The sequence below is a fragment of the Pseudomonas sp. NY11955 genome (assembly GCF_048068035.1).
Lineage (GTDB): Bacteria > Pseudomonadota > Gammaproteobacteria > Pseudomonadales > Pseudomonadaceae > Aquipseudomonas.
This window is the reverse complement of sequence record NZ_JBLUPS010000096.1, coordinates 1-211: the sequence shown is the minus strand read 5'-3', so window position 1 is coordinate 211 and position 211 is coordinate 1. Positions and strand designations below refer to the sequence as shown.

Sequence of the window (211 nt, the reverse complement as noted above, 5' to 3'; positions counted from 1 at the left end):
ACGTGCACGGTGAACGTCGGTTTGACGTTCTCGGCGACGGATTCCTGGTCAGCCGTGATAGTTACCTTGACGATGTCGCCTTCGTTGCCTGGAGTGCCTGGCTCGTCAGTGACTTGGGTGCTGACCGGGGTTTTGTCCAGGTTCAGGTTTTCGAACTTCCACGCATCCGCACCGCTGACCGCGTCGATGGCGTTGACCACCGGCTGGTTAG

The 211-nt window shown here is 59.2% G+C and carries 1 protein-coding gene; it reads right to left on the bottom strand.

What is annotated here, in order from left to right:
- Positions 1-211 (bottom strand): hypothetical protein (locus tag ACNFBR_RS29405; RefSeq protein WP_416737896.1); only part of this gene is annotated, 211 nt, incomplete at both ends.